The following is a 24,174-nucleotide window of genomic DNA, read 5'->3' as shown; positions in this document are numbered from 1 at the left end:
TCCGCGGTGGTCCGAGCCACAGGGAGTTGTCCGTTGGTGCCCGAAGTCATGCGTTGCGAGCCGCTGTTCCGGCCGAAGTCCATTGCCGTGGTGGGTGTCTCGGCGTCCCAGGAGCTGTCATGGGGGCGCATCACCGTGCAGCGGCTGCTGTCCGGTGGATACGAGGGTGATGTCTACGCCGTCACCAGGGGAGAACTGACGCTCCCGGGCGTCAGGACCGTGGGATCGCTCGCGGAGCTCGGGCACGGCCCGGACCTGGTCGTCCTGGCGACCCCGGCGGCGACCGTGCCCGGTCTGCTGCGCGAGGCCCGCCAGGCAGGCGCCGGCGCGGCGATCGTCTACGCGTCCGGCTTCGCAGAGGAGGGCGACGACCGACTCCAGGACGAACTGCGCGCCGCGGCGGGCGACATGCCGGTGCTCGGCCCCAACTGCCTCGGCCTGGTGAGCCGCCCGGCCGGGGTGCAGGTGTCGACGACGGTGTTCCTGGACCGCGAGCGAGGGGATCCTGGCCCGGTCGCGATCGTCACGCAGAGCGGCGCCGTCGGCTTCGTCCTCGCCGACCTCCTGGAGCGGGCAGGCCTCGGGTACTCCTACTACGCCAGTGTCGGCAACGAGGCGTGCCTGTCCGTCGGCGAACTCGGCGGCCACCTGCTCGCGCAGCCCGACGTCGAGGTGCTGGTCCTGTACCTGGAGGGCGTCCGCGACGCGGAGGGGCTGCGGGAACTGGGGCGCCAGGCCCGGCAGTCAGGGAAGACCGTCGTCGCGCTGACCGTGGGCCGCAGCGCCGCCGGCCGCCGGGCCGCCCTCTCGCACACCGCCGCCGTCGCCGGCGACCACCTGCTGCTCGCTTCCCTGTGCCGCCAGGAGGGCATCCGGCTGGTGACCGACGACGACCAGCTCGTGGACGCGGTGCTGTGCGCCCGCCGGGGCATCCGGCTCCCGCCCGCGCCACGGCTCGCGGTCCTCACCATGTCCGGCGGCGCGGGCGGTGTGCTCGCCGACAACCTGACGGCGATGGGCGTCCGCGTCCCCCCGCTGTCGGCCGAGACGCGGAGCCGACTCGCCGCGATCGGCGGCGTGGAGGCCACCGACGCCAACCCGGTCGACCTCGGCGGCAACCTGTTCCGCTGGATGGACCGCGTCGAGAACCTCCTCGGCGCACTCGACGAGGACCCCGAACTCGACGGCGTCGTCCTGTACTTGACGTTCGGCGACCTGTTCCCGGAGGCCTACCACCGCCTCGCGCGAGCGGCGAAGGCGATGCGGACACCGGCCTGGTTCGTGTGGGCGTGCGCGCCGTCCGGGGAACTCGAACGGCTGGGCATGCCGGAGACGGTGGTCGGCAGCATCGGCGCGTTCCTGCGGCGGCTGCGCGTCCTGGTCCCGGACGCCGCGCCGGTCGGTGCCGTGCCGCACGAGCGGCCCGCCGCGACGCGGTGGGCGTGGTCCGAACTGCGGTCCGCGCCACTGATCGAGTCCGTTGGCATCGCCCACGTACCGACCGTCTCCGCCGAAAGCGCGGACGGGCTCGTCGCCGAGGTCCGGAGTGCCGGCCGGCGGGGCCCCTACGTCCTCAAGGGCGACGCCGCGGACGTACCGCACCGCGCGCGGCACGGCCTGGTACGGATCGGAGTGGAAGAGGGACAACTGGCGGAGCATGCAGCGGAGTTGGCGCTTCGCCTGGCGAGCGCTTCCACCGACCAGGACCGTCGCCTGGTGGCACAGCCCCTCCTAGAGCACACCGCCGAGCTGGCACTCGGCGCGACCCACGACCCGGTCTACGGCACCGCCCTGCTGCTCGGCGCCGGTGGCGACCGCGCCGAGGACCCCACAGCACCACGCCGCGGCCTGCTGCTGCCGGCCACCGACGAGCAGATCCGCGAACTCGCGGACTGGGCCGCCTTCGTACTCGACGCGCCCGCGGAGGCGACCGCGCAGGCCGTCACCTCCCTGGCCCGGCTGCTGGACGAGCACCCCGGCATCGAAGAGGTCGACATCAACCCGCTCTGCGTCGTCGGCGACCGGCTGATCGCCGTCGACGCGCTGATCACACACCACGAGGAAGAAGGAGCCCGCACATGACCGACGACCTGCTCGCATACGCCGACCGCGTATGGCGCGGCGAGGCAAGCACAAAGGTCTACCACTCCGGCGAGCTGCGCCGCGAAGGACTGCGCGAGGTCGCGGACGGGGCGTGGATGTGGCCGGCCTTCGGCAACGTCTACCTCTTCCCCACCTCCGACGGCCTGTTCTGCTACGACACCGGGGAGAAGCGCACGGCGGGCGATCTGCACGCCGCCGTGCGGGCCCGCACGGACGCGCCGCTGCACACCGCCGTGTACTCCCACGGACACATCGACCACGTCTTCGGCATGGCCCCCTTCGACACCGAGGCCGCCGAGTGCGGCGCGCCCCGCCCCACGGTCGTCGCCCACGAGAACACCCCGCCGCGCTTCCGCCGCTACGCCGCGACCGCCGGCTACAACGGCGTGATCAACCAACGCCAGTTCCAGCGCCCCGACTTCCGGTGGCCCACCGACTACCGCCACCCCGATGTCACCTACTCCGACCGCACCGACCTCCGTATAGGAGACCTGGACGTACGGCTGCGGCACGCGCGCGGCGAGACCGACGACGCCACCATCGCGTGGCTGCCCGAGCGCGGGATCCTGTGCTGCGGCGACTTCTTCATCTGGTCGTCGCCGAACCCCGGCAACCCGCAGAAGGTCCAGCGGTACGCCCTGGAGTGGGCGCAGGCCCTGCGCTGGATGGCCTCTCTGGGAGCGGAGATCCTGCTGCCGGGCCACGGCGTGCCGATCGTCGGCGCCGAGCGCGTCCGCACCGCACTCACCGACACCGCCGAGTTCCTGCAGACCCTCCACGACCAGACGCTCGCCGCCATGAACGCCGGGGCGACCCTGGACGAGGTCGTCCACGAGGTCACCGCACCCGCCGAGCTGCTGCGCAAGCCGTACCTCAAGCCGTCCTACGACGAGCCCGAGTTCGTCGTCCGCAACCTCTGGCGGCTGTACGGGGGTTGGTACGACGGCGACCCCGCCCACCTCAAGCCCGCCCGCCGCAGCGAATTGTCCCGCGAGATCGCGCAGCTGACCGGCGGCGCGGACCGGCTCGCCGAACGGGCCCGCGAACTCCTCGCCCGCGGCGAGCACCGGCTGGCCGGTCACTTCGCCCAGCTGGCCGCCGACGCCGCCCCGGACGACAAGGACGCACACGCGGCCCGCGCCGACGTCTTCGCCGCCCTGGAGAAGGCGGCCACGTCGACGATGGCCAAGGGCGTCTACGCCTGGGCCGCCGCCGAGTCCCGCGCCGTCCTCGCGGGCGACGACCTCGACAGCCAGCTGCGGGCGCGGACCGCGGGCCGTACCCGGTGGGCCCTGTGACGGTGGGCCCTGTGACGAAGGAGAGCCGGCGTGGACATCCCCTCCGTACGACCCGCGACTGACCGAACCGACACACCACCCGTAGCACCAGCACCAGCACCACCGCGAGCGCGTGAGACACGGTGCGGCAGTCCCCGGCGTGCCTGGCTCGTGACCTTCCTGCTGCTGGTCTTCATGCTGATCAATTTCCTCGACAAGGCCGTCCTCGGCCTGGCGGCGAAGCCGATCATGCACGACCTGGGGCTCAGTCCCAGCGAGTACGGGCTGCTCTCCAGCGGCTTCTACTTCCTCTTCAGCCTCTCGGCGATCCTCGTCGGCTTCGCCTCCGACCGCGTGCCCACGAAGTGGCTGCTCATGACGATGGCCGTGGTGTGGGCGCTGACCATGCTGCCGGTCCTCGCACCCGTCGGATTCGGTGTGCTGCTCGCCAGCCGCGTGGTGCTGGGAGCGGCGGAGGGCCCTGCCAACCCTGTCGCCATGCACGCCGTGCACAAGTGGTTCCCCAACGAGAAGCGGAGCCTGCCCACCGCGCTGCTCAACGTCGGCCCCGGAGTCGGAGTGGCGCTGGCGTCCCCGCTGCTCGTCGCGGTGATCGCGGCATTCGGCTGGCGGTGGGCGTTCGTGTCGCTGTTCGCGGTCGGTGTGGTGTGGGCGCTGCTGTGGGCCGTCCTGGGCAAGGAGGGAAGTGTCTCCGGCGCCGGGTCCCAGCACCCGAGCGGGACACCGGCGGCCGTGCCCGAGGAGCCCCGCATCCCGTACCGCCGCATCCTGCTCAGCGGCACCTGGCTGGGCGGATTCGTGGGAGCCTTCGCCGCCTACTGGGCGCTGGCACTGCTGATCGCATGGGTACCGCCCTACCTGGAGACCGTCCTCGGCTACAGCCCGGCCACCACCGGCACGCTGGTGGTGCTTCCCTGGATCGCCACGGCCGTGTTCAACCTCGCGCAGGGTGTGTTCACGCAGTGGCTGATGCGGCGCGGAGTCTCGAGCCGGATGGCCCGCGGTGTGCTCGGCGGGGTCGGCATCCTCGTCGCGGGCGTCGCGATGCTGCTCTTCCCGGTCGCCCCCGGCGGCTGGCCGCAACTCGCCCTGCTCACCGTCGCGTTCGGCCTGGGTGGGATCCTCTTCGCCATCGGGGTCACCGTCACCAGTGAGATCACCCCCACCCGCCAGCGCGGCTCCGTCCTGTCCATCACCGTAGGCATCGTCACCACGGCCGGCCTGCTCGCGCCGTACGTGACCGGCCTCATCATCGAGTCCGCACCGGACCCGGCCGCCGGATACGGCCTCGCGTTCACGGCGGCCGGAGCACTCATGCTGGTCGGCGGGCTGCTCGCCGTGATATTCGCACGCCCCGAGCGCGACGCCCGCCGCCTCGGCCGCACCCACCCGTGATACCCCAACTCCCGCCCGCAAGAAGGAGCGTTGCCCGTGCTCACCACGAAGCCCGACGACAATCCCCTGCTCGGCTCCCGAGAGGTCCAGGTCGTCGCACCCGGCGTCTACACCATCGGCCTACAGGGCAACAGCCTCGCCGTGGAGACCGATCAAGGGCTGCTGATCATCGACTCGGGACCCGCCCCGGCCGTCGTCCCCGGGGCCCTCGACCGGCTGCGCGAACACACGGACAAACCGGTGCGCTGGATCGTCTACAGTCACGGACACCTCGGCTACAACTACGGAGTGCCGGGCTTCCTCGACGCCGCAGCCGAACGCGGGGAGCCCCGGCCGACCGTCATCGCCCACGAGAACGTCGTCCGCCGCTACCGCCGCTATCTGGAGACCGCCGGCCTCCAGAACCACATCAACACGCGCCAGTTCCGCAGGCGTTCCGAGGCCTTCCCGACCGTGCCGCCGCTGACCTTCCCCGACGAGACATACGGCGACTCACTCACGCTGGGCAGCACGGGCCGCACCGTCCGGCTACTGTGGGCCCCCTCGGAGACCGACGACGTGACCGCCGTGTGGCTGCCGCAGGAACGCATCCTGTACGGCAGCGCCGCCGTCATCAACGGCATCCCGAACATCGGCACACCGATGCGCACCATGCGCGACACCGTCCGCTGGGCCGACACCCTCGACCGGCTCGCCGCCCTCGAACCCGCCACCGTGATACCGGAGTTCGGCCCGGTCATCCGCGAGGGCGGCGCCGAACAGCTCACCGCGACCGCGGCCGCCCTGCGCTGGCTGCGCCGCGCGGTCGTCGACCGCCTCAACGAGGGCGCGTGCGCGGACGACATCGTGCACGAACTCGACTATCCCGCCGAGCTGTTCGACGTCCCGTGGATGCGGGAGGCCTACGGTCACCGCGAGTACATCGTCCGGGACATCGTGCGCTCCGAGACCGGCTGGTGGGACGGGAACCCGACGACCCTGCACCCCGCGCGCCCCGCCGTCGCCGCGGCGGCCCGCGCGGAGGCGATCACGGACAAGCAGGCGGTGCTCGACCACGCGGCCCGGCTGCGGGACGCGGGCCAGGTGCAGGAGGCCCTGCACGTCGTCGACCTCCTGGCCCTGGCCCCCGGCGACGCCCCCGAACTCGCGGCGGCCCGCGAGCTCAAGAGTGAACTGTGCGGCCTACGGGCGAAGGAGGCCACCAGCTACGTGTCGCGCAGCTTCTACCGCGTGACGGACTGAACCGCCTGCCCGGCGGGGCGGAACTCAGCCGAGCGTGAGCCTCACCTGCACCGGCAGATGGTCACTGGGGAACTGACCGTTCTTCTCATACGTGTTGATGGACGCGGAGTGCACGGTCACGCCCGGCGTGGCGAGGATCCAGTCGATGCGGTCGCCGTCCGGGACGAGCGGCTTGTAACCGTGGAACGTCGCGTAGAGCTTGCCGCGTTCGGCGGCCGCGTCCCAGGTGTCCTTGAGGCCCGTGGCGAGGAGCTGGTCGTAGACCGGGTTGCCGTGCGCGGCCACGTTGAAGTCGCCGGTCATCAGCAGCGGCAGGGACGTGTCGAGGGCCGCGATCCGCGAGGCGATCAGCTCCGCCGACTTCACGCGGGAGAGCTGGACCTGGTGGTCGAAGTGGGTGTTGAGGACGTAGAACTCCTTGCCGCCCTCGGTGAGGTCCGCGAAGCGCACCCAGGTGGCCATCCGGATCACCGAGTTGCCCCAGGACTTCGAGCCGATCAGCTCCGGGGTGTCGGAGAGCCAGAAGTGGTCGTACTCGACGGGGCGCAGCCGCCGCGTGTCGTAGAAGACGGTGGCGAACTCGTCCCGACTGCCGCCCGCTCTGCCCGTACCGATCCAGGCGTAGTGCTCGCCCAGGTCGGCGTGGATGTCCTGGAGTTGGTGGTACAGGCCCTCCTGGGTGCCGATGATGTGCGGCCGTTCCTGGCGGAGCAGGTCGCGCATCACGGGGCGGCGGTCGGCCCAGGAGTGGGGCGAGGTGTCGGAGGCGTAGCGGAGGTTGAACGTCATGACGTGCAACCGCCCTCCGCGGCCCGCCGTGGCGGCGCCTGCGGGCGAGGCGGCGGTGGTGGCCAACGCCGCGGCGGCGGGCAGCGCCGCGGCCACGGCGAGTACGGCACGCAGCCCGTGGCGGCGCGTGAGGCGGGGGTGCTCGGTCATGGGTCCTCCCGGTGTGTTGGGGGCGGGGCAGGGGACCCACAGTGGCGAGCTCGGGTGAGGCGGAGGTGAACGTTTGGCGGCGGTGGATGTGACGTCTGTGGGCCCTTGACTCCCTTGTGCCCAGGGGGTGTTGGGGTGAAGCGGGAACGGGGGGTGTACGCGGGGCGGCGCGGCCACGGGGGAGCGGCTGGCTGCAAGGCCGGCGAGCGGCTCCTGCGTCCGCCCGGTTTGGTTCCTGTGGGAGGACGGCGCGTTCTGGGTGCTGACCGGCCCGTGGGTCCGGCTGTTCGACCGGGTGAAGGAGGACCCGAACGTCGCGCTCGTGGTGGACGAGTGCGACGTCGCGACGGGCCGCGTTCAACAGGTGATCGCCCGGGGGTGGGCGGAACTCGTACCGTTCGACGTGCCCCGGGGCCGCCGCAAACTGGTCCGCTATCTGGGCGCGGACGAGGCGCTGTGGGACGAGCGGTTCGTGGGGTATCTGTACGACGAGCCCGACGAACGCGGCACGATGTGGCTGAGGTTGAGGTCCACCTCGCTCACGGCCAAGGACCTCAGCTACTCGGCCGCGTCGTCCTGACGGCACGCCAGGCGGGGGCACCCACGCATGCGCACTCTCTACGTCGTCACGTACCCGGAGGCGACACACCACGTCGAGGCGTGGCCGGTGCCGAGGCCAAGTCGGCCTGGGCGCAGCGCATTTACGCCGCCACTGATCCTCCGGTTCTCTGCCCTTCTGATCCTCGCCGTACGGGTGCGCACCCGGGCCGCACTGTGGAGCCGGGCCCGGGTGTGCTGCTACCCGGTCATCAGCAGTCCCGTACCGGATCCGTCTCGCTGTAGATGTCGGTGTCCTTCATGAAGCCGAGGCGGCCGTTGTCCGCCACCGTCATCAGCCAGCGGGTCGGGTGCGGTCCGCCGACCCAGTCCTGGTCGTCCATTTTGCAGTAGAACCAGCTGGGGTTGGAGTTCATGTGGCCGACCACCGTGCCGGGGTCCGGGTAGATGTGGTTGTTGCCGATGGTGCCGTACACCGGGGCTCCGGCGACGTTGTTGCACCAGTAACGGTTGCCGTCGTGTCGGCAGCCGTCCGCGGCCGACGCCGTGGGCGCGAGGGTGGCGACGGCGCCTGCGGCGAGGGCTGCCGCGCCCAGGATCGAAGCGAGCTTCTTCTTCATGCTGAGGAAGACGGTGTCGTTCGTGGGCACGGTTGTCGGAGTCGCACGGTCTTCACCCGTACGGACGACCGGCACCGCATGCCGTCACGCGGGTGCCACCACGACGGCGGCCCAGAGCAGCAGCGGTGCCACGGCTGCCATGGAGAGTCCGTAGCCGAGCAGTCGGCGGAACAGTCGGTCGCGGTCGTCGGGGGATGCGTTGGCCACGAGGAGTGCGCCGTTCGTCGACAAGGGGCTCACGTCGACGATCGTCATCGCGACGGCCAGCGCCGCGGCCACCGTCGCCGCGCTGAGGTCGGAGACCGCGAGCACCGGCAGGATGAGCGGGACGATCGCCGAGATGATCCCGGTCGACGAGGCGAAGGCGGAGACGACCGCTCCCACGTAGCAGGCGATGAGCACGGCGATCGTCGGTGTCGACGAGGAGGTGATGAGGTCGGCGGCGGCGTCGATCGTCCCGATCCGTTGCAGCAGGGCGATGTAGGTGAAGACTCCGCATACCAGGAGGACGACGTCCCAGGGCACCTCGCGCAGCGCCGACCTGGACACCTCCGGCTGAAGCAGCGCCAGGACGAACGCGCAGGCGAGTGCGGCGAGTCCGATGTGTGCCCCGAAACCCACGACCGCGACGACGAGTGCGAGCAGGGCGGCGAGGGTCGCGACGTAGCCGAACCGGTCGCGGCGGGAGGCTGTCGCTGTGCGGGACTGCTTCGTCAGGAGGGTTCCGGTCGGTGTGCGGGAGTCCTCGGGCGTTACGAGAGGTGCGGAGGCCGGTGTGTGGGAGTCCTCGGGCGTCACGGGAGGCGCGGAGGCCGGTGGGCCGGAACCCGTGGCCGTCGCGGCGTCCGTCGACGCTTGCGGGCCGGCGGTCCGTAGCGGGCGGCGGGCCAGCCAGACCACGAAGACGGCGAGCGCGGCCAGGGTGTTGGCGATCGCGCCGACCATGAAGACCCGCATCGGGCTGCCGGTGATGCCGGCCTGGCCGAGCACCGAGTTCACGATCACCCCGAACACGCTGATCGGGGAGAGGACTCCGGCGCCCCAGCCGTGGACGACGAGCAGGCCCATGACCGTCGAGGAGACGCGGTAGCGGGCCGCCAGGGCGAGCGCCACGGGGGCGATCATCGCGACGGCGAAGACCGAGCCGAGTGCCGCGAGGCCACCGGTGAGCACGAACATGATCCACAGGACGACGCCGGGGCGGGCTCCCACCCGGCCGACGAGCCAGTTGATCAGGAAGTCGAGGGTGCCGTTGCGCCGTGCGATCGTGAACAGGTAGGTCGTGCCGACCAGGATGACGAAGACGTCCCCCGGGAACTCGGCCACCAGTTTCTCGGCGGGGAATCCGGCTGCCATGACACCGACGACGAGCGTGCAGACGAGTGCCAGCGCGCCGAGGTTGATGCCGAGCGTGGTGGTGAGGACGAACGCCACGACGAGCAGGGCGATGGCCAGGACATGGATCATCGCCGTGTCTCCCCGGGCTCCTCGTTCCCCTCGTGGCCCGCGCGCTTGCGGTTCTTGAACCGGGTCATGTACTTCTGCGGCTCACCGGTCGAGAAGGCGTGTCCGAAGGCCTCGACGCTCTCGGTGATGGCCTCGCTCAGTGGGCTCTCCTCCCAGGTACGCAGCAGCTTCTTCTGCTGCCTGACGACGTCCGGGCCGAGGGCGGCCAGCGCCCGGGCGGTGCCGTCGACCGCCTCGTCCAACCCGCCGACCGGGGCGAGCTTCTGGACCAGGCCCCAGGAGTGGGCCGTCACGGCGTCCACGTTCTCGCCGACGGTCACCAGCCAGGTGGCACGCGAGACACCGATGAGGCGGGGCAGCAGGGCGGCGTGGATGACGGACGGGATGCCGACGTTGACCTCCGGCATGCCGAACCGGGCACCTTCGTCGGCGATGCGCAGGTCGCAGGCGGCGGCGACTTCGAGCCCGCCACCCAGACACCATCCGGAGAGCCGGGCGATGACCGGCGTCGGGAAGGCGCGTACCGCCTCGCACAGATCACGAAGGCCGCGGATGAAGACCTTGGCGGTGTCCGGGGTGAGTTCGGCCATCTCGTGGATGTCGGCGCCGCCGATGAACGCCTTGTCTCCGGCGCCCCGGAGGACCAGGACGCGGACGTCGTCGCGGGCGCGCAGCTCGGTGATCGCGTCGGTGAGGTCGCGGACGGCGGGCGTCCCGATGATGTTCAGGGACTTGGCGCCGGTGAGGGTGAGGGTGGCGACCCCGTCGTCGTCGATGTGGGTGTGGGAATGAGGGGAGGTGTGGGTGTGCCGGGTGCGGGCGTTCATCGGGAGCTCCTAGGCGCGCGAAGGGCCGAAGGGGGAAGAGGTCTTGTGGCGCGGCGTGGTGACGGTCAGGCGGACATGGCGACGCCGGCGACGACGCCCGCTCGGACGAGGCTGTCGACCGCGTCCGCGGTCAGGCCGAGTTCCCCGAGGATCTCGGTGGAGTGCTCGCCCTTGAGGGGCGGCGCCTTGACCTCGCCGGTCGAACCGGGAGCGAGCAGCGGGTTGCGGACCAGCGGGACGGTGCCGGCGACCGGGTGTTCGGCGGTGATCCGCAGCCCGCGGTGGAGGACCTGCGGGTCGGCGAAGACGTCGGCGAGATCGTTGATGGGCCCCCAGGAGATCTTGGCGGCGTCGAGTTCGGCGCCCCACTCCTCGCGGCTGCGGCCCGCCATCGCGTCGGCGACGAAGGGCCTGAGCGTCTCCAGGTTCTCCAGGCGTGCGCCGTTGGTGGTGAAGCGGGGGTCCTGCGCGAGGTGCGGGATTCCGGCGAGCGCGCAGAACGCCGCGAACTGGCTGTCGTTGCCGATCGCCAGGATCATGTGCCCGTCCGCGCAGGCGAAGACCTCGTACGGGGCGAGGTTGGCGTGTGCGTTGCCCAGGCGCTGCGGTACGTCGCCCGACACCAGGTAGTTGGAGCCCTGGTTGGCGTTGAGCGCGACGGCCACGTCCAGGAGGGCGAGGTCGATGTGCTGGCCCTCGCCGGTGTGTTCACGTTGGAGCAGCGCGGCCAGTACGGCGGAGGTGGCATACATGCCGGTGGTGAGGTCGACGACGGAGACACCTGCGCGCAGCGGCCCGGCGCCGGGGTCCCCGTCCGGCCGCCCGGTGTAGCTCATCATGCCGCCCATGCCCTGGAAGACGTAGTCGTAGCCGGGCTTGCCCGCCATCGGTCCGGTGGGGCCGAAGCCCGTGATGGACAGGTGGATGAGCCGGGGGTTCACGGCGCGCAGGTCGTCGGAGCCGAGGCCGTAGCGTTCGAGCGTGCCGGTCTTGTAGTTCTCGACCACGACATCGGCCTGGGCCGCGAGGCGGCGGACGAGCGCGGCGCCCTCGGGCGCGGCGAAGTTGATCGCGATGGAGCGCTTGCCCCGGTTGCAGGCGAGGAAGTAGGCGGAGAATCCCGCGTCGTCGGCCGGGTCGCCGAGATAGGGCGGGCCCCAGCCGCGGGTGTCGTCGCCGGACCTGGGGTTCTCGACCTTGACGACCTCGGCGCCCAGGTCGGCGAGGTTCTGGGTGCACCAGGGCCCGGCGAGAATACGGGAGAGGTCGAGGACCTTCACCCCGCGCAGAGCGGTGTTCAGCATGTCGCTGCCCCTCGGAATCGGTGTCGGGAGCGGAATGTGAACGCACCGTAGAACGCGGGGTGTTGAGCGGGGAATCGGAAAGATTCGAAGCCAGCTTTCGGCGGCATCAAAGGCGGCTTCAAAGGCGGCTTCAAAGGCGGCTTCAAAGACGGCTTCAAAGACGGCTTCAAAGACGGCTGCAAAGACGGCTGCACACGCCACTTCAAAGGCAGGCGGCGCCATGCCTTCGCCGCGTCTCGACGGCCGCGGAATGACCGAGGAGGTGCTCGATCAGCGCGGAGGTGAAGGCCGGGGGCCGTTCACCGGCGTGCGTGACCAGGTTGAGGTGGCGTACCGCCCAGGGGTCCCGCAGCCGGAGGGTGGCCGTGCGCCGCTCGCTGCCGGACAGCCGCAGCATGTGCGCCGGTACGAGGGCCACGCCGACGCCCGCCGCGACGAGGTCGAGGACGGCGTGGAAGTGATCCACGTGAAGGCGGACATTCAGCTTCCGGCCGTAGCTCTTGGCGGTGTCGGCGAGAAAGGTGAAATTGCTGCTTTCCCTGCTCATACAGACGAAATCGCAGCCCAGTGCGTCGCCGAAGGCGATGGTGCCGCGTTCGGCGAGTTCGTGCCCGGGGTGCACCGCGAGGACCAGTTCGTCCACGGCGAAGGGGACGGAGCGGACCTGCCCGTTGTCGAGCTCGCCCGCGAGGATTCCGACACCGATCTCCTGGGCGGCGACGGCATCCAGAATGTCCCGGCTGGACCGCTCTTCGAGGTCGACATTGACATGTGGATGGTCCAGCAGGAAGTCCCCCAGCGCGGGCACCACGAAGCCGTTGAGCGAGCTGCTGTTGGCCCACAGCCGCACATGCCCGCGCAGCCCGGACGAGAACGACTTCATGTCGTCGTTCATCCGCTCCAGGGTGCGCAGTGCCTCGCGTACGTAGTCGAGCAGCAGCACTCCGGCCGGGGTGGGCTCCATTCCCCGGGAATTGCGGGTGAAGAGGGGGGTGCCGAGGGCCTGTTCCAGGTTCTTCAGGCGGTAGCTGGCCGTGGAGGGGGTGATGAAGACCGCGGCGGCACCGGCGGACAGGCTGCGTGCCTCGGCGATGGCCAGGAAGAGCCGCAGGTCGGTCAGTTCGTACCGCATGGTCGCTCCAAGAGGTGTTGAGACTGATGTCGGTACGCGACACGCGTATGGCCCCTTCATGAACCTTCATGAAGGGGATGTTGCAGTCCTGCCCCGGGCGTCCCACGCCCTTGACCCGCCTCCGACGGCCTGGCTAGCTTCGGCGGCATGTCCGACGACCAGCGGTATCACAAGCGCCGAGCCATCGATCTGATGCGCGTCGCCACCGCCGTGTGTAGTTGAGCCGCGCCGCCCGTTCCGCGAGTCCTCAACCCGCGTCGCCGCTCCTCCTCCCTGTGAAGGCTCGAATGAAGCCCCGTCCCCGCATACCCATGTCCAGATTCCGGAGCGTCGCCGTCGTCGGTTCGCTCGCCGCAGCCCTGCTGCTCACCTCCTGCGCGAACAACTCGGCCTCGACGAGCGGCAGTCGGAGCGTGGCGTTGAAGAAGATCCCCGCCAAGGTGTCGGCGGACACCACGCTCACCGTCGGCGCCCCGATCCTGAAGGTGGCCCTCGAACTGTCCGGGCAGATCGACAAGCTGCCCTTCAAGGTGAAGTGGGCCAACATCAGTGGCGGACCGCAGTGCTCCGAGGCATTCCGCGCCGACGCCCTCGACATCTGCTCCGCCGCCGAGATCCCGTCCATCAACGCCCACTGGACCGGGCTCGACACCAAGCTCGTCGGCGCCGAGTTCCGCAAGGACCCCATCGCCGACCCGATCTACGAGCTGGGCATCGCGCCCGGCGCAGGCATCAAGAAGCTCTCCGACCTGCGCGGCAAGAAGATCGCCTACAGCCCGGGCCAGGCGCAGGGCGCTCTCGTGCTGCGCATCCTGAAGAAGGCCGGGCTCAGCAAGCAGGACGTGAAGCTCGTCGAGCTGGCCAGCACCGGTGATGTGTTTCCGACGGCCCTCGGCAATCACCAGGTCGACGCCGCGCCCATCGCTGGTGTGAACATCAAGCGCTATCTCACGAAGTACGGCCGGGACGGTGCCACCACCATCCGGCACGGGCTGCGGGACGATCCCGGGCACCTGTGGGCGCTGACCGACGCCGTCGCCGACGCGCAGAAGTCCGCGGCCATCAAGGAACTCATCCGCTTCTGGGCGCGCGCCGAGGTCTGGATCGACGCACACCCCAAGCAGTGGATCGAGGGCTACTACGTCAAGGACCAGGGGCTCAGCCGCGAGGACGGCGAGTACCTCGTCGCGCACGCGGGCCACCCGGTCTTCCCCGCCAGCTGGAGCGGGGCCATCAAGCGGCAGCAGCAGACCGTCGATCTGCTGGCGAAGGAACAGAAGCACAAGCGCTTCGACGCGGGCATCCTCTTCGACCGCCGCTACGAGCGGGTCGCCGCGGACGCGCTGGCCGACGGGGGCGGTGAACAGGCATGAGTACAACGGCTGTTGACCAGAGGGTCGCGGAGGCCAGGACCGCACCGGGAGACCGTCCGGCGCACGTTCCCCGCACCCGCGCCCGCAAGCGGCTCGCCCCCGGGCGGCCCGTGCCCTACGGCTGGGCGCTCGGCCCGGTCCTGCTGCTCGCCGTGTGGGCGGCCGGTTCGGGCGCCGGTCTGATCGACCCGCGCAACCTGCCGGCCCCGTGGGTCATCGCAAGTACGGCGGGTGACCTCATCGCCGACGGCAGGCTCCAGTCGAACCTCGCCATCTCCGCCCAACGAGCCCTGCTGGGCCTGGTGTTCGGCGTGCTGGCCGGGCTCGCGCTCGCGCTCGTGTCGGGGCTGAGCCGGATCGGCGAGGGGCTCGTCGACGGGCCCGTGCAGATCAAGCGGTCGATTCCCTCACTGGCCCTGATCCCGCTGCTGATCCTGTGGTTCGGCATCGGCGAGTCGATGAAGGTCGTCACCATCGCGCTCGGTGTGTTCGTGCCGATCTACATCCACACTCACAACGGGCTGCGCGGCATCGACAGCCGCTACGTCGAACTCGCCGAGACGGTCCGCCTGGGGCGTACCCGGTTCATCCGCCACGTCGTGCTGCCGGGCGCACTTCCGGGCTTCCTGCTCGGACTGCGGTTCGCGGTGACCGGGGCGTGGCTCGCCCTCGTCGTGGTCGAGCAGGTCAATGCCACCAGCGGCATCGGCTACATGATGGAGCTGGCACGGACGTACGGACAGACCGATGTGATCCTCGTCGGGCTCGTCGTGTACGGAGTGCTCGGCCTCGTCTCCGACGCCCTGGTACGGCTCGTGGAGAGGAAGGCGCTGACATGGCGACGCACCTTGGCCGGCTGAACCCCGTGCTGCGGCACGACGATGCCGCGCGGGCCGCCACCGTACGCATCGAAGGACTCGTCCGCACCCTCGGCGGGCGTGACGTACTGAACGGGCTGCAACTCTCCATCGCCGACGGGGAGTTCGTCGCCCTGCTCGGCCGCAGCGGCTCCGGCAAGAGCACGCTGCTGCGGGCCCTGGCCCGGCTGGACCACGACGTGCCGGGCGGGGGCGAGCTGATCGCACCCGACAACGTGTCCGTGGTGTTCCAGGACGCCCGGCTGCTGCCCTGGAGGCGCCTCCTTGACAACGTGGTCCTCGGCCTCGACGGTCCTGACGCGGTGGAGCGCGGGCGCACCGCACTCGCCGAGGTCGGCCTCGAAGGGCGCGAGCGGGCGTGGCCGGTCGAGCTGTCCGGCGGCGAGCAGCAGCGTGTCTCGCTCGCCCGCTCCCTCGTCCGCGAACCCCAACTCCTGCTCGCGGACGAACCGTTCGGCGCGCTCGACGCGCTGACCCGGATCCGGATGCACGGGCTGCTCCGGCGGTTGTGCGAGCGGCACCGGCCCGCGGTGCTCCTGGTCACCCATGACGTCGACGAGGCCATCGCCCTCGCCGACCGGGTGGTCCTCCTGGAGGAGGGCCGGATCGCCCTCGACCTCCCGGTACGCCTCCCGGTGTCCCGCCGGCGCGACGACCCCGAGGCCGCGGCCCTGCGCGACCGGCTGCTGCGGCAGCTCGGCGTCGAGACCACGGAGAGTGCCCTGGGGGGTGCTCTGGAGAGTGCACTGGAGGGCGCCGCGGCGGAGCAGGCCCATGGCAAGGCGACTGGCGTGGAACCGGAGGCGCGATGACGGCGAGCGAGGAATTCCTGTGGTACATCCCCAACACCGTCGAGCCGGGACACCGCGGCGACGACACCAGGGCGGGCTGGGGCTCGATCGAGTTCTCCACGCGGCTCGCCCGCACCGCCGAGGAGCACGGCTGGGGCGGCGCCCTGCTGGGCACCGGCTGGGGGCGGCCCGACACGTTCACGGTGGCGACGGCGCTCGCCGCGCGGACCACCACGTTCAAGCCGCTCATCGCGATCCGGCCCGGGTACTGGCGGCCGGCCAACTTCGCGAGTGCGGCGGCCACCTTGGACCAGCTCAGCCAGGGGCGGGTGCTCGTCAACATCGTCAGTGGCCTGGACAACCCGGCCGCGTACGGTGACACGAACGTCGACCCCGCCGCGCGGTACGCGCGCACCCGGGAGTTCCTGCACCTGGTGCGGCGGCTGTGGACGCAGGAGGACGTCACCTTCGAGGGCGAGCACTTCCAGGTGAGCCACTCCACGGTCTCTCCCCGCCCGTACGGGGTGCCGGGCCGCGCGCATCCGCGGCTCTACTTCGGCGGTGCCTCCGAGGCCGCGGAGCGGGTCGCGGCGGCCGAGGCCGACGTCCAGCTGTTCTGGGGCGAACCGCTCGACGGGATCGCCGAACGCATCGACCGGCTAAGGAAGTTGAGCGAGTCGGAGGGGCGCGTCCACGCCCCGCTGGAGTTCGGCCTGCGGATCACCACGGTCGTCCGGAACACCAGCGAGGAGGCGTGGGAGGCGGCCGAGCGCAAGGTCGCGAAGATGGCCGAGCGTGCCGGTGACACCACCTGGACGGGCAACCGCCGTACGGCCGTCGGCCAGCGCCGGCTCCTCGACCTGGCCGAGCGTGGCGAGGTGCTGGACCGCTGCCTGTACACCACACCGGGCCGGTTCGGCGGCGGGGGAGCGGGCACCACGTGGCTGGTCGGCTCGGCCGACGAGGTCGCGGCGGCGCTGCACGACTACCGAAGGCTCGGCATCTCCCACTTCGTCCTGTCCGACACCCCCTACCGGGAGGAGACCATCCGCGTGGGCGACCAACTGTTGCCCGCATTGCGGAAGTTGGCGACGCCTCGACAGGCGTGACTCACCCCGGGTCTCACCCCGGCCTCACCCCGGTCTCGCCCTGGGCACACCCCGGTCTCACCCCTGTGGGGGCTCGTCCCCCACCGACTCCCGCAGCCGGGCGCTCGCCATCCGCATGTGTTCGGCCATCGCCCGGTCCGCGCCCTCGGGGTCCCGGTCGCGGATCGCCTTGAGGACGGCGTCGTGTTCGCACAGGGTGCCGCTGACGGTGCCCTCGATGTCGCTGACCCGCTCCATCCAGACCTGGAGCAGCGCGCGGATGCTGTGCAGGATGTCGCTCAGGACGGTGTTCTGGGCGATGCTCGCGCACTCCAGGTGGAAGGCGATGTCGGCGTCGATGAACGCCTTCACGTCGCTGCCCGCCTCCCGCATGTGCCGCAGGTGCTCCTCCAGGCGCGCCACGTCCTCGTCGCCCGCGCGCTCCGCGGCGAGCCGCGCCGAGACACCCTCCATGTAGGTGCGCACCTCGACCAGGTCCCGGGTGCGGCGCTGACCCAGCATCAGGCCCCAGTTGATGGCGCGCGGCAGGAACTCCGACGTGCCCTCGCGCACGTACGAGCCGGAGCCCGGCCGGATCTCGATGATGCCGAGCACATCGAGCGCGGACAGCGCGCCGCGCACGCTGGAGCGTGCGACCCCGAGGGCCTCCGCGAGCTGCCGCTCGGCGGGCAGCCGGGTGCCGGGCTTGATGTTCCCCGCGGAGAGGTGGTCGAGCAGGCGCTTGGCGACCTCGCTCACGGACGACTCGCGTACGACGGGGCGCAGGAGCCGGGCGAGGTCGGCCTCGGGGGCGGCGTCGGAGGGCTGGTTGGTCACGGTCACCAGTAGACCAGACGGGTCGTCCGGACCGTTCCACGGCCGCGCGCGACGCTCTTCGGTGCCCGCTTTGTCAAGGGTTCAGCCATGAGCAACAAGTGCGACGCTCACCACATTGGTAAATTGGTGACCAATTTGCGGATCGGGTCTAGCGTGAAACGCAGATCGGCCCGACCTGAGCGGCCAGCCAGCTGCTGCAGCGCCCTCGCCCCTCGTGCCGAGCGTGACCCAAGTCCGGACAGAGCTGTCCGGCGAGCCGAGGAGTCGCCATGCCTGCCACCGCCGCGCCGCCCGTGAAGGCGACGAGGTCGGCCGTCGAGAAGTCGGCCATCAAGAAGATCTCGATCCGCCTGGTCCCCTTCGTGGCCCTGATGTTCTTCGTGAACTATCTGGACCGCACCGCGGTGTCGTTCGCGGAACCGAACGGGATGGGGGACGACCTGGCGCTCACCGCGGCCCAGTTCGGCTTCGCCTCCGGGATCTTCTTCGTCGGTTACATCGTGCTCGAGGTCCCCAGCAATATGGCGTTGCACCGCTTCGGCGCCCGCCGCTGGCTGGCCCGGATCATGGTGACCTGGGGCCTCGTCTCACTGCTCTTCACCTGGGTGGACAGCAGCGGAGGCCTCTACACACTGCGCTTCCTGCTGGGCGTGGCGGAGGCCGGGTTCTTCCCCGGCGCGATCCTCTTCCTCAGCCAGTGGGTGCCCAGCCGCCACCGCACCAAGGTCCTCGGCCTCTTCTACCTCGCACAGCCGCTGACCACGGTCTTCGGCGCCCCGCTCGCGGGCTGGCTGATCGGCCACCACGGCCTCTTCGGCCTCGAGGGCTGGCGCGTGATGTTCCTGTTCGTGTCGATCCCGGCGATCCTGCTGGGCGTCATCGCCTGGTTCTACCTGATCGACCGCCCCGCCGACGCCAAGTGGCTCACCACCGAGGAGCGGGACTGGCTCACCGAGGAGCTGGCCGCCGAGAACGCCCAGAAGACGGGCCACGAGAACCAGCACGCCAAGGGCGACCTGAAGACCGCGTTCACCAACGGCCGCGTCTGGACCCTGGCCGTCGTCTACTTCGGCTTCGTCTACGGCCTCTACGCGCTCGCCTTCTTCCTGCCGACCATCATCGACGGCTTCCAGGAGCAGTACGACACCACGTTCAGCGTGATGGACAAGGCGTGGATCACGGCCATCCCGTACCTGCCGGCCGCGATCGTCCTCTTCTTCTGGAGCCGGCACGCCACCAAGCACGGCACCCGCACCTGGCACGTCGCGGGCCCCGCCGTCGTCGGCGGTGTGTCCATCCCGCTGGCCCTCTACATGGGCTCGCCGACCGCCACCGTCGCCGTCATCACCGTGACCGCCTGCGCCATCTTCGCCGCGCTGCCGGTGTTCTGGGCCGTGCCCTCCCGCTTCCTGACCGGAGCGGCCGCCGCGGCGGGCATCGCGCTCATCAACACCGCGGGCAACATCGCGGGCTTCGCCTCCAGCTACATCACCGGCTGGCTCAAGGGCTGGACGGGCGGCTACTACGCCCCGCTCTACCTCGTCGGCATCTTCATGCTGCTGTCCGCCGTGCTGATGCTCCTCCTCGCCCGCCGCGCGCCCATCAGCTCCTCGTCCCTCCCGGAGAACCAGCGATGACCCGCCTCCACAACGACCCCGCCGCCTTCGCCGACGAAGCGCTCGAAGGCTTCGTCGCCGCCCACCGCCGCTGGGTGCGCCCCGTCCCCGGCGGCGTGGTCCGCGCCACCGCGAAGACCCCCGGCCGGGTGGCCGTCGTCATCGGCGGCGGATCCGGCCACTACCCGGCCTTCTCCGGCCTGGTCGGGCAGGGGCTCGCGCACGGCGCCGCCGTCGGCAACGTCTTCGCCTCGCCCTCCGCCCAGCAGATCCGCGGCGTCGCCAAGGCGGCGCAGGCGGGCGGCGGTGTGCTGCTCATGTACGGCAACTACGCGGGCGACGTCCTGCACTTCGGTCAGGCCGCCGAGCGGCTGAACGGCGAGGGCATACCGACCCGCACGTTCGCCGTCACCGACGACATATCCAGCGCGGGCCCCGACGAGGCCCACAAGCGGCGCGGCATCGCCGGCGACCTGCCCGTCTTCAAGGCGGCCTCGGCCGCCGCCGAACAGGGCAGCACTCTCGACGAGGTGGCACGGATCGCCGCCCACGCGAACGACCGCACCCGCTCCTTCGGCATCGCCTTCTCCGGCTGTACGCTCCCGGGCGCCGACCACCCGCTGTTCACGGTCCCCGAGGGCCGGATGGCCGTCGGCCTCGGCATCCACGGCGAACCCGGCATCGGCGAGGAGCCCGTCCCCACCGCGGACGAGGCCGCCGAACTGCTCGTCACCACCCTCCTCAAGGAACTCCCCGACGGGATCGGGACACCGCACGGACAGCGCGCCGCGGTGATCCTCAACGGCCTGGGATCCGTGAAGTACGAGGAGCTGTTCGTCGTCTACCGCAGGGTCGCGCAGCTCCTCGACGAGGCGGGTGTGACGGCCGTCGACCCCGAGGTCGGCGAACTCGTCACCAGCTTCGACATGGCCGGCATCTCCCTCACCCTGACCTGGCTCGACGACACCCTCGAAGCCCTGTGGACCGCCCCCGCCGACACCCCCGCGTACCGCAAGGGCGCCGTACCCGAGGCGGCCGCCGCGGACGAGGAGTCCTACGAGGCCGAGGAGGGACCCGAGGCCTACACGGCGAGCGAGGAGTCCCGGCGGGCCGCCGCGACCGCGCTCGACGCGCTGCGCCTCCTCAAGGAGACCGTCGACACGCACGCCGACGAACTCGGCCGCATCGACGCCGTCGCCGGCGACGGCGACCACGGCATCGGCATGCAGCGCGGCTCGACCGGCGCCTACGAAGCCGCCCTGGAGGCGTGTGAGTTGGGCGCGGGAGCCCGGTCCCTGCTGACGGCCGCGGGCGACGCCTGGGCCGACAAGGGGGGCGGCACCTCCGGCGCCCTGTGGGGCATCGTCCTGCGCGCGCTCGGCGACGCGCTCGGGGACACCGAACGGCCGACCCCGGCGTCCGTCGCCCACGGAGTCCTGCGGGCGTCCGACGGCGTCCGCAGGACCGGCGGCGCCGAGGTCGGCGACAAGACCATGGTCGACGTCCTCGTGCCCTTCGCCGAGACGCTGGGCCAACAGGTCGACGCGGGCGCCGAGTTGACCGCCGCGTGGGACGCCGCCGCCACCGCGGCCGAGCGCTCCGCGCGCGACACCGCCCACCTGCTGCCGAAGATGGGCCGCGCCCGCCCCCACGCCGAGAAGTCGCTTGGCACCCCGGACGCGGGCGCCCACTCCCTCGCCCTGATCGTCCGCGCCGTCCACGGCGCGCTCGCCACCTGCCAGTAACTCCCTTTAAGGAAAAGCGACATGAGTGAGAAGCTGCGGATCGTCGTCGGCTGCGACGACGCCGGATTCCAGTACAAGGAGGCGCTGAAGCGGGACCTCCAGGCGAGCGACCTGGTCGAGTCCGTCACCGACGTGGGCGTGGACGCCGAAGGCCACACCGCCTACCCGACCATCGCCATCGAGGCCGCCGAGCGCGTCGCCCGCGGCGAGGCCGACCGGGCGCTGCTGGTCTGCGGCACCGGCCTCGGCGTCGCCATCGCCGCCAACAAGGTCAAGGGCATCCGTGCCGTCACCGCCCACGACTCCTTCTCCGTCGAGCGCGCGGTCCTCTCCAACAACGCCCAGGTCCTCACCTTCGGCCAGCGCGTCGTCGGCATCGAACTGGCCCGCCGCCTCGCCGCCGAGTGGCTCACCTACCGCTTCGACGAGCAGTCGGCGTCCGCCGCGAAGGTCCAGCTGATGTGTGACTACGAGGCCGCCTGATGAACGCCCCCGTCCTGCTCGGGGTGAGCCTGAAGATGTACTTCGGCCACCACGAGACCCTCAACTGGTCCCGCCGCATCGTGCGGTTGGCGGACAGGCACCCGGCCGTCACCAGCGGCGCGGCCCGCCTGTTCGTGCTGCCCGCCTTCCCGGCGATCGTGCCGGTGGCCGGGATCCTCGCGCGCAGCGGCGTCGCCGTCGGCGCGCAGGACATCGCCACGGAGGACGTGGGTGCCTACACGGGCGAGGTGTCGGGGCCGCTCCTCAAGGAGATCGGCTGCCGCTACGCCGAGGTCGGGCACGCCGAGCGCCGCCGCCTGTACGGGGAGGGCGACACGGTCGTCGCCGCGAAGACCGCGGCCGCGCTCCGCAACGGCCTCACCCCGGTCCTGTGCGTCGGCGAACTCGACCCCGTGGAGCCCCAGGAGGCCGCGCGCCGCACCGTCGCCGAGGCCGCCCGCCTGCTCTACGGCCTGGAGGGCCCGGTCGTCCTCGCCTACGAGCCGCAGTGGGCCATCGGCGCGCCCGAGCCGGCCTCGCCCGAGCACATCACCACGGTGTGCGGGGCGCTAGGAGAGTGGCTGAACTCCCGCCCCCAGCACGCCGGTTCCACCGTGATCTACGGCGGCAGCGCCGGCCCCGGCCTGCTCAGCCGCCTCGGCGGCTCCGTCGGAGGCCTCTTCCTCGGCCGCTTCGCCCACGACCCGGAGGCCGTCGCGAAGATCCTCGACGAGATCGAGCCCGCAGGTCCCGCCGCCTCCCGTACGGAGGTGGCCTGACATGGCGTACGGCATCAGCACCTACGCGTACTTCTGGCGCATCTCGTCGCGCGCCCCGCGGCCGATGACGGCCCTGGACATGCTCCGGGACATCCACCGGCTCGGCGGCCAGGTCTTCCAGATCTGCGACTACGCGCCCATCGAGTCCTACGACGCCGCGCAGCTCACCGAGCTGAAGGCGGTCGCCGCCGACCTCGGTGTCACCCTCGAACTCGGCACCCGCGGCATCGGCCCGGACCACCTGGAGCGCTACCTCCGCATCGCGGAGCGGCTCGGCGTGACCTTCGTACGCTCCATGCTGCACACCGCCGACCACAAGCCCGGCGTCGAAGAGTCGGTCGCATTGCTGAAGCAGGCCATCGGCCGCTACGAGGAGCAGGGCGTCACGCTCGGCCTGGAGACGTACGAGCAGGTCGCCACCGCCGATCTCGTCGAGGTCGTCCGCACCGTCGACAGCCCGCGCCTCGGCATCGTCCTCGACCCCGGCAACTGCGTGGCCCGCCTGGAACACCCGGCGCAGGTCGTGGAGTTGACCGCACCCTGCGTAGTGAACGTGCACGTCAAGGACTTCGCGTTCAGCCGCAGGGACGGCTGGGTGGGCTTCACCTACGCCGGAGCGCCGCTCGGTACCGGCCTGCTCGACTACGCGTCGATGATCGCCGCCGTGGGCGAGCACGCCCCGGACCCCGCGTCCGTCAACCAGATCGTGGAGCACTGGCTCCCGTGGCAGGACGGTGGCTTCGATGTCACCGCCGAGCTCGAACACCAGTGGACCAAGCACAGCATCAGCACACTCCTGAAGGGCGAATGAACATGGCCGCCGAGAACAACAAGACCGTTGCCGTCATCGGGGCCGCCGGCAAGATGGGCCAGCGCGTCTCCAACAACCTGGTCGAGAGCGACTTCACCGTCCTCTTCTCCGAGAATTCCCCCAAGGGCCAGGAGCTGATCCGCTCGCTCGGCCGTGAGCTGACCGACTCCGAGACCGCCGCCCAGCAGGCCGACGTCCTGATCCTGGCCGTGCCGGACATCGTCCTCGGCAAGGTCTCCGAGCAGCTCGTCCCGCTCCTGAAGCCGGGCGCCGTCGTCCTCACCCTCGACCCGGCGGCCGCCTACGCGGGCCTGCTGCACCCCCGCGCCGACGTGCACTACGTCTGCGCCCACCCGTGCCACCCGTCCGTCTTCCTCCAGCGCAAGACGCAGGCCGAGGTCGACGACACCTTCGGTGGCATCGCGGCCCCGCAGGAGGTCGTCGCCGCGTACGAGGGCGGCGACGAAGAGAAGCAGGCGCTCGCCGGGGCCGTCATCCGCGTCATGTACGCGCCGGTCGTCGACGTCCACTGGGTCACCGTCAAGCAGCTCGCCGTCCTGGAGCCGACCCTCGTCGAGACCATCGCGTGCATGGTCGGCGCCCTGCTCAACGAGGCGCTGCACGAGACCGTGCACACCGTCGGCGTCCCGGAGAAGGCCGCCCGCGCCATGCTGCTGGGCCACACCCAGGTCGCCCTCGCCAACACCCTCAAGGGCGACAACCCGTTCTCCGACGCCTGCCTGATCGCCATGGACTACGGCCGTGACTCCATCGTCAAGGACGACTGGAAGAAGGTCTTCGACGACGGCGAACTCGACAAGGTCATCACCAAGATGCTGAAGATCAAGGAGATCCGCCGCTGATCCGACACCTTCGGTCAGGCCCTCG

General features: G+C 71.0%; 22 protein-coding genes. 15 read left to right on the top strand and 7 right to left on the bottom strand.

Annotation, left to right across the window (positions count from 1 at the left end):
- Nucleotides 1-36 precede the first annotated feature (36 nt).
- The 4 genes from OKJ99_RS24635 to OKJ99_RS24620 all read left to right on the top strand — a co-directional run bounded on the left by OKJ99_RS24635 (nt 37) and on the right by OKJ99_RS24620 (nt 6,038).
- Nucleotides 37-2,082 carry an acetate--CoA ligase family protein gene (locus tag OKJ99_RS24635; RefSeq protein ID WP_326019563.1) on the top strand — a complete coding sequence of 682 codons (2,046 nt, stop codon included), beginning with the start codon at nt 37-39 and terminating at the stop codon, nt 2,080-2,082.
- Nucleotides 2,079-3,401: an alkyl sulfatase dimerization domain-containing protein gene (locus tag OKJ99_RS24630; RefSeq protein WP_326019562.1), complete on the top strand. Its 1,323-nt coding sequence runs from the start codon at nt 2,079-2,081 to the stop codon at nt 3,399-3,401. Before OKJ99_RS24635 ends, OKJ99_RS24630 begins: the two co-directional genes overlap by 4 nt.
- Nucleotides 3,402-3,551: 150 nt before the next feature.
- A complete protein-coding gene (locus tag OKJ99_RS24625; protein WP_326019561.1) occupies nt 3,552-4,796 on the top strand; it encodes an MFS transporter in 1,245 nt (414 codons plus the stop codon).
- Nucleotides 4,797-4,832: 36 nt separating this feature from the next.
- Nucleotides 4,833-6,038, top strand: a complete 1,206-nt coding sequence (locus OKJ99_RS24620; protein WP_326019560.1) for an alkyl sulfatase dimerization domain-containing protein — start codon at nt 4,833-4,835, stop codon at nt 6,036-6,038.
- A gap of 24 nt (nt 6,039-6,062) precedes the next feature.
- On the opposite strand, the gene OKJ99_RS24615 is transcribed toward OKJ99_RS24620, so the two are convergent.
- Nucleotides 6,063-6,977, bottom strand: a complete 915-nt coding sequence (locus OKJ99_RS24615; RefSeq protein WP_326019559.1) for an endonuclease/exonuclease/phosphatase family protein — start codon at nt 6,975-6,977, stop codon at nt 6,063-6,065.
- Between the two features lie 259 nt (nt 6,978-7,236).
- Between OKJ99_RS24615 and OKJ99_RS24610 the strand changes: the two genes are divergently transcribed.
- Nucleotides 7,237-7,557, top strand: coding sequence for a pyridoxamine 5'-phosphate oxidase family protein (locus OKJ99_RS24610; RefSeq protein WP_456115198.1), 321 nt, complete (start codon nt 7,237-7,239; stop codon nt 7,555-7,557).
- Nucleotides 7,558-7,786: 229 nt separating this feature from the next.
- Here the strand turns inward: OKJ99_RS24610 and OKJ99_RS24605 are convergent, their stop codons facing one another.
- The 5 genes from OKJ99_RS24605 to OKJ99_RS24585 all read right to left on the bottom strand — a co-directional run bounded on the left by OKJ99_RS24605 (nt 7,787) and on the right by OKJ99_RS24585 (nt 12,885).
- Nucleotides 7,787-8,185, bottom strand: a complete 399-nt coding sequence (locus tag OKJ99_RS24605; RefSeq protein WP_326019558.1) for a hypothetical protein — start codon at nt 8,183-8,185, stop codon at nt 7,787-7,789.
- Nucleotides 8,186-8,239: 54 nt separating this feature from the next.
- Nucleotides 8,240-9,622, bottom strand: a complete 1,383-nt coding sequence (locus OKJ99_RS24600) for an SLC13 family permease (RefSeq protein ID WP_326019557.1) — start codon at nt 9,620-9,622, stop codon at nt 8,240-8,242.
- Nucleotides 9,619-10,449: an enoyl-CoA hydratase gene (locus tag OKJ99_RS24595; RefSeq protein WP_326019556.1), complete on the bottom strand. Its 831-nt coding sequence runs from the start codon at nt 10,447-10,449 to the stop codon at nt 9,619-9,621. Before OKJ99_RS24595 ends, OKJ99_RS24600 begins: the two co-directional genes overlap by 4 nt.
- 65 nt (nt 10,450-10,514) lie before the next feature.
- Nucleotides 10,515-11,753 carry a CaiB/BaiF CoA transferase family protein gene (locus tag OKJ99_RS24590; RefSeq protein ID WP_326019555.1) on the bottom strand — a complete coding sequence of 413 codons (1,239 nt, stop codon included), beginning with the start codon at nt 11,751-11,753 and terminating at the stop codon, nt 10,515-10,517.
- Nucleotides 11,754-11,955: 202 nt separating this feature from the next.
- A complete protein-coding gene (locus tag OKJ99_RS24585) occupies nt 11,956-12,885 on the bottom strand; it encodes a LysR family transcriptional regulator (protein ID WP_326019554.1) in 930 nt (309 codons plus the stop codon).
- Between the two features lie 311 nt (nt 12,886-13,196).
- Between OKJ99_RS24585 and OKJ99_RS24580 the strand changes: the two genes are divergently transcribed.
- The 4 genes from OKJ99_RS24580 to OKJ99_RS24565 are packed head-to-tail and all read left to right on the top strand — an operon-like array spanning nt 13,197 to nt 17,036.
- Nucleotides 13,197-14,258 (top strand): ABC transporter substrate-binding protein, encoded by a 1,062-nt coding sequence (locus OKJ99_RS24580; RefSeq protein WP_326019553.1) that lies wholly within the window; start codon nt 13,197-13,199, stop codon nt 14,256-14,258.
- Nucleotides 14,255-15,118 (top strand): ABC transporter permease, encoded by an 864-nt coding sequence (locus OKJ99_RS24575; protein WP_326019552.1) that lies wholly within the window; start codon nt 14,255-14,257, stop codon nt 15,116-15,118. Before OKJ99_RS24580 ends, OKJ99_RS24575 begins: the two co-directional genes overlap by 4 nt.
- A complete protein-coding gene (locus OKJ99_RS24570) occupies nt 15,094-15,948 on the top strand; it encodes an ABC transporter ATP-binding protein (RefSeq protein WP_326019551.1) in 855 nt (284 codons plus the stop codon). Before OKJ99_RS24575 ends, OKJ99_RS24570 begins: the two co-directional genes overlap by 25 nt.
- Complete coding sequence (locus tag OKJ99_RS24565) at nt 15,945-17,036, top strand: LLM class flavin-dependent oxidoreductase (protein ID WP_326019550.1); 1,092 nt, start codon at nt 15,945-15,947, stop codon at nt 17,034-17,036. Before OKJ99_RS24570 ends, OKJ99_RS24565 begins: the two co-directional genes overlap by 4 nt.
- Nucleotides 17,037-17,093: 57 nt before the next feature.
- On the opposite strand, the gene OKJ99_RS24560 is transcribed toward OKJ99_RS24565, so the two are convergent.
- Entirely contained in the window at nt 17,094-17,858 is a 765-nt protein-coding gene (locus OKJ99_RS24560; RefSeq protein ID WP_326019549.1) for a FadR/GntR family transcriptional regulator, read from the bottom strand.
- Between the two features lie 263 nt (nt 17,859-18,121).
- Here OKJ99_RS24560 and OKJ99_RS24555 point away from each other — a divergent pair, with 263 nt between their 5' ends.
- From OKJ99_RS24555 to OKJ99_RS24530, 6 genes are read left to right on the top strand one after another with little or no spacing between them, the layout of a single operon-like run.
- Nucleotides 18,122-19,489, top strand: coding sequence for an MFS transporter (locus tag OKJ99_RS24555; RefSeq protein WP_326019548.1), 1,368 nt, complete (start codon nt 18,122-18,124; stop codon nt 19,487-19,489).
- Entirely contained in the window at nt 19,486-21,213 is a 1,728-nt protein-coding gene (locus OKJ99_RS24550; RefSeq protein ID WP_326019547.1) for a dihydroxyacetone kinase family protein, read from the top strand. The genes OKJ99_RS24555 and OKJ99_RS24550 overlap by 4 nt, the downstream gene beginning before the upstream one ends.
- Nucleotides 21,214-21,234: 21 nt before the next feature.
- Nucleotides 21,235-21,696, top strand: a complete 462-nt coding sequence (locus tag OKJ99_RS24545) for a ribose-5-phosphate isomerase (protein WP_326019546.1) — start codon at nt 21,235-21,237, stop codon at nt 21,694-21,696.
- On the top strand, nt 21,696-22,475 hold the full coding sequence (locus OKJ99_RS24540; protein WP_326019545.1) for a triose-phosphate isomerase: 780 nt from the start codon (nt 21,696-21,698) through the stop codon (nt 22,473-22,475). Before OKJ99_RS24545 ends, OKJ99_RS24540 begins: the two co-directional genes overlap by 1 nt.
- 1 nt (nt 22,476) lies before the next feature.
- Nucleotides 22,477-23,286 carry a sugar phosphate isomerase/epimerase family protein gene (locus OKJ99_RS24535; RefSeq protein ID WP_326019544.1) on the top strand — a complete coding sequence of 270 codons (810 nt, stop codon included), beginning with the start codon at nt 22,477-22,479 and terminating at the stop codon, nt 23,284-23,286.
- Between the two features lie 2 nt (nt 23,287-23,288).
- Nucleotides 23,289-24,149: a phosphogluconate dehydrogenase C-terminal domain-containing protein gene (locus tag OKJ99_RS24530; RefSeq protein ID WP_407700757.1), complete on the top strand. Its 861-nt coding sequence runs from the start codon at nt 23,289-23,291 to the stop codon at nt 24,147-24,149.
- Nucleotides 24,150-24,174 lie beyond the last annotated feature (25 nt).

It is taken from the genome of Streptomyces endophyticus (assembly GCF_035798155.1).
Lineage (GTDB): Bacteria > Actinomycetota > Actinomycetes > Streptomycetales > Streptomycetaceae > Streptomyces > Streptomyces endophyticus.
The sequence above is the reverse complement of the archived record's forward strand: the minus strand, read 5'-3'. Positions and strand labels throughout refer to the sequence as shown.